This is a genomic window from Methanobrevibacter sp., from assembly GCF_045577275.1.
Lineage (GTDB): Archaea > Methanobacteriota > Methanobacteria > Methanobacteriales > Methanobacteriaceae > Methanobrevibacter.
The window spans coordinates 1-5,232 of the sequence record NZ_JAZNIB010000306.1; the positions used below are offsets into that span (position 1 = coordinate 1).

General features: G+C 31.8%; 5 protein-coding genes. All 5 read right to left on the bottom strand.

The annotated features are described in order from the left end of the window. Positions 1-41: 41 nt before the first annotated feature. The 5 genes from ACKI67_RS08755 to ACKI67_RS08775 all read right to left on the bottom strand — a co-directional run bounded on the left by ACKI67_RS08755 (position 42) and on the right by ACKI67_RS08775 (position 5,067). Positions 42-1,250 (bottom strand): cofactor-independent phosphoglycerate mutase, encoded by a 1,209-nt coding sequence (locus ACKI67_RS08755; RefSeq protein ID WP_407463156.1) that lies wholly within the window; start codon positions 1,248-1,250, stop codon positions 42-44. A 191-nt stretch (positions 1,251-1,441) separates the two neighbouring features. Next, positions 1,442-2,458, bottom strand: a complete 1,017-nt coding sequence (locus tag ACKI67_RS08760; RefSeq protein ID WP_407463157.1) for a homoserine dehydrogenase — start codon at positions 2,456-2,458, stop codon at positions 1,442-1,444. Positions 2,459-2,469: 11 nt separating this feature from the next. Continuing rightward, positions 2,470-2,955 (bottom strand): amino acid-binding protein, encoded by a 486-nt coding sequence (locus ACKI67_RS08765; RefSeq protein WP_407463158.1) that lies wholly within the window; start codon positions 2,953-2,955, stop codon positions 2,470-2,472. A gap of 64 nt (positions 2,956-3,019) precedes the next feature. Beyond that, positions 3,020-3,235 (bottom strand): Asp-tRNA(Asn) amidotransferase subunit GatC, encoded by a 216-nt coding sequence (gene gatC / locus ACKI67_RS08770; protein ID WP_298535652.1) that lies wholly within the window; start codon positions 3,233-3,235, stop codon positions 3,020-3,022. A 212-nt stretch (positions 3,236-3,447) separates the two neighbouring features. Further along, complete coding sequence (locus ACKI67_RS08775; protein WP_407463159.1) at positions 3,448-5,067, bottom strand: asparagine synthetase B family protein; 1,620 nt, start codon at positions 5,065-5,067, stop codon at positions 3,448-3,450. Between the last annotated feature and the right edge of the window lie 165 nt (positions 5,068-5,232).

Here is a 5,232-nt window from a genome sequence, read left to right on the forward strand (position 1 = left end):
AAAATTAAAAAAATAAAAAAAAGAAAAGATTAGAATAAAAATTATTCTAATAATAACTTAAGTAAATTACATCCAACTAATTCACCTAAAGCACCATCTTTAACGCTATCTTCATCGTAGACTAAAACGTCATCTGCTTCATCTTTAGATGAATAGATTGCAATAGGCACCATATCTCTAGTATGTGTACCAACATCTATCGGAGTTGGATGATCAGGAAGTACTGCTATTTTAAAGTCTCCATACTCTTCTAATGCATCCATTAAAGGAGCAAAAATAAACTTATCAATATTTTCAATGCCTTTAACCTTTTCTTCGAGGTTTTTAGCGTGTCCTGCTTCATCTGGTGCTTCCACATGAACAAATACAATGTCATTGTCCTTAAGTGCATTCACTGCATATTCTCCTTTTCCTTTGTAGTTTGTATCAAAGAATGCAGTTGCTCCAGGAACATCTAAATTGGTGCAGCCAGAACATACACCTAAACCTTTAATCAAGTCAACTCCTGTAATTACAGCACCTTTAAGACCATAGACATCTTCCATTTTTGGCATGTCAGGCATAGTTCCTTGACCCCAGAACCAAACCATATTGCAAGGTTCCTTGCCTTCTTCAATTCTTTTTTGATTGACAGGATGATTTGCTAAAGCCTCTTGTGATTCCAACATTATTGATTTGACTTCATCTGCAAAGGAATCAAATTCTAGCTTATCTGCTATTGTTTCTCCAACAAAATCGTGTGGAGGAACCATATCTAATTTGGCCAATTTCTCTGCATTTTCTACATCATTAAATACAAAAAGATGTCTGTAGCTTACACCAGGATAGAATTTTCCTTTAAAATCAGGATATTTGTCATTAAAGTAATCATTTAAAGCTTCCATAAGTTCTGCAGCCTCTTCAGATGAGATGTGTCCTGCATTGGAACTTGCCATCAATCCGTCTCTTTCAGTGATTGTATTGCAACGGAATACAACATCTCCTTCTTTTGTTTCAACACCCATACTTGCAGCTTCAAGAGGTCCACGACCGGTATAATAATCTAACGGATCATAACCGAATATACTCATATTAGCTACATCAGAGCCTGGAGGCAATGACTCAGGCACATTTTGAATCAAACCAGTTTTTCCTTCACGAGCTATTCTATCTAAAACCGGTTTATTTGCTATTTTAAGTGGAGTTTTTCCATCAATTTCCGCTATTGGATAATCGCTGGCTCCATCTTCAATTACTATTACATATTTCATTATATAACCCCTATAATTCTTTTAACAATGTTATCAAATAATTATCTGTATAATCTTAAAATTTATCGCTTTTAGTTTTAATCATATATCAATTAATTTATTTTTATCTTATATTGACTAGAATAATCATAAATTGATTAAAAATAATAAAAAAAGTAAATAAGAATTAAATTGAATAGTCAATTTAATAATTATTTGTTCTTAATAATATTGATTAAGTCTGTAAGCATTGCAGAAGCAGTTTCCAAGGAACCTGCACCTTTTCCCATTACAGTAATATCATCAGCCAAATCAGTGGTAACATTTGCTAAGTTTAAGGTTCCATCAATTGCATATGGACTGTTTTTCTTAACAAGTCTTGGAGATACCTTCAATTGTTTCTTAGATACTTCTCCAATTAACTTAACGTAATATCCTTCCTCTTTAGCAAGTTCAATTGCATCAAGAGATACATCAGATATTCCTCTTACTTCCACATCACTGTATGTTGCATCGATTCCTAATACAGAATTAGCTAAAATAACCACTTTACATGCTGCATCTATACCTTCAACATCCTGTGTAGGATCAGTTTCAGCAATTCCTAATTGTTGAGCTTCTTCCAATGTATTTTCATAGCTCATTCCTTCAGTGGTCATTCTTGATAGAATATAGTTTGTGGTACCGTTTAAGATACCTTTGATTGAGCTGATTCCACAGCTTGCAAGAGTTTCTTGACATAAATTGATGATAGGCATTGCTCCACCAACAGATGCTTCAAACTTGAAGTCTACACCTGCTGCTTCTTTTGCTTCAATCAATTCCTTATAGAATAATGCCAAGTGTCCTTTATTGGAGGTCACTACATCCTTTCCATCAGCAAATGCCTTTAATGTCAAAGATTTTGCAGGTTCTGCATCTTTGATATTGGTTGGAGTCGCTTCAATTAAGACATCATAATCAACTGCGTCCAATACATCAATTCCGGATTTATCGCTTCCATATTCAGGATAATTGGATAATTTACCGGTTTCCTCTTTGGTTTTAAGGAGCAATTCTTCATCCAATCCATCTTGACAGATTGCAGATGTAGATGAATCAGCAGCTGCCACAACTTTTAAAGTGATGCCGAATTTGTCTTTAATCATGCCTTTCTTTAATGAAATAGCATTTGCTACTCCTTTTCCTACAGCTCCGAAACCCATTATAATGACTTTACATTCATCCATTTAAACTCCTCCTATACCTCATCAATAACCAAGAAGTCCTTCTCCTTAGCTATTTCCATTATCTTATTATATGCTATGTCTCTTTTACCTAAATCAAGTTCAATGGTAATGAGTGCAGTAGATTTAAGTTCACCATCCAATTTCAATTGCAAATCACTAACGACAAGACCATCAACAGCATTGATCTTATCTACAGTGTCTCTTAAATCTCTGTCAATAATGTGACCGTAGAGAATTGTACTTAACTTTTCTTTCTTGATAGCATCGTCCACTTCAAGAAGAGGCACCCCCATATCCTTAAATTTGTCTATAACAGCTTGCAAGTTTTCTCTTTCACCTTCAAGCGCTATTTCAATAGCGGCTTTCCCTTCTTCAGCTTTGATTTCTCTTTTATGAACAATAGTCACTACATTAGCTCCAAGTTCACCAATTGGATTTAAGATAGAAACCAATTGTCCTGGAACATCTAATATTTCAAGAATCAAATTCATTCTCATAAAGTAATCCCTTCTTTAGTTATTTGCAATAATTAGAATAAGTTTTATATCAAATCTTATGGATTTATCCAGTCCATTCAGCCTTTTTCACAACTACATTACCGTCTTTATCGGTTCTTGCATTTCTGACGATTTTAGTGGAATCGTTCTGTTCAGATTCATCTTCACGGTTTAAGTTAAGGTTATCAGTAATGTAATAGGTTCCTTCCAATTCTGGAACTTTATCTAAAGTTTTTGAAAATTCTTCTAAGATCTTTTCTGCATCTTTTTCAATTGCCATAATAATTCTCCTAAAAAGTTTTTAAATTAAGAATATTTTAATTATAAAGCTTTTTTGCTTATTTTATAATATTTTAGAATATAAATTAAGTTTATATTAATTTAATATATGTTTATTAATATTAATATACTTTTATAAATTGAGAATTTCGATTTATAAATTTCAATTCCACTTTTAAGTGTGGAAACTTCTAAAATTAATAAAAAAAGTGATTATTGTTTCTTTAATGATTCAATAAATTCTTCAATATCAAATGATCTTAATACTCTCTTTTTAAGTATCTTATTGATTCCAGAGCCATATTGGGCTGCTTTCTTAGGCCTGTCTGCTATATAGTCAGGAACTCCTATGGATTTTGCTGCATCCCTTAGGATATGCTTTCTCAATACATCCTCATTATCCTTTATCTTATATTTTGCAGGAATGTCAAGTGCCAAATTGATTATATCCTTATCCAAAAATGGAACTCTAAGCTCTACACCATTAGCCATTGATACTGCATCATCACGTTCAAGATTTACATGATACATGTTTGCTATATCGTGATATATCTCTTCATCCAAATCAAAATAGGCATCGAACAATGTGTTGTCTTCAAAATGCTTTAGATAGCGGTTGTAACCGCCAAAGAGTTCATCAGCCCCCTGACCAGACAATGCAACCTTAATGTTATCCTCTTTCATGGACTTTGCAGCAAGATATATTGTCATTCCAACTCCTAATTTCATAACATTATCATCTTCAATGGCAGTTAGAACTGGTTTCATTGACTCTTTAACTGTATTTTCATCAATTATTATAGTTTTAAGTGGAAGATTTAAGTCTTCAGCAATCTCTTCACTGAACTTAATGTCCTGGGAGTTTTCAACACCAACAGAGTATAATTTGATATTTAATGGTACAGACTTATTTTCAGCATTCTTTTTTTCAGCTATTTGCTTTAATAAAACTGCTAAAATAGTACTATCAACACCACCAGAGAATATTAGACCAATATCAGATATGTTTTCCACTCTTTTTTCAACTGCAGAGTATAAATCGTCAATAAGCAATTCCTTATAGACTTTATAATCATCTTTTGTATCTAAATAATCTTTATATTCATTGAAATTGCTTTTGATTCCCTTAAAATCTGTATTGATAATACAATTGATTAGATTATCCTCAAAATCTACAGTTTTCCAGTTGTATAATATGGATCCCGGCTGCAAATCATGAATGTTTTCATCACTTATTCCAGCTTTCCAAAGAGCCTTTTTCTCTGATGCGAAAGCATTCAAGTCTTTTTCTTTATCTATTCCATAGAATAATGGTTTGACTCCAATGGAATCTCTTGAAATCAATAGATTCTTGTATTTTCTATCATAAACAGCAAATGAATAGTCTCCATCCAATTGTGGGAGAACTGATTTGACTGATTCTAATAAAAATTCTTCATTATTTGAATTGACAGCATTCTCTGAGACAGTTAATCTATAATAATAATCAATTAAATTAGCCAATAATTGACTGTCACTTTTAGATTTATTATAATCATCATTATTCTCTTCTAAAAATGATTCAAGATGATTGAAGTTATAGATTTCGCCATTGAATACCAAAACAAGATCATTTAATATAATTGGCTGCTTGTTTTCTTCCAAATTATCGGATAATTGGTTGTTTTCATCAATAAGACTAAAAATAGATAATAGATTATGGCCTAATCCAATCTTATTTTCTTCATCAATAAAGATATCAGAGTAGTCTTCTCCTCTATGACTTATTGATTCAAGGGCAGATTGGAGCATTTCTTTTCTGAAATTACCTGCCATACCTACTATTCCGCACATAAGTTCACCAATTATAATCTAAATTAAAAAATAGTTTTTAGCCATTAACAATAATATTATTGTTTTAATCACTTTTACAACTAATTATTTGTCATTTTAACTTTAATTTTATAAGATTTTATTAAAATTCCAATAAAAATATAATTTTTTTAAAAAAAAAATTTT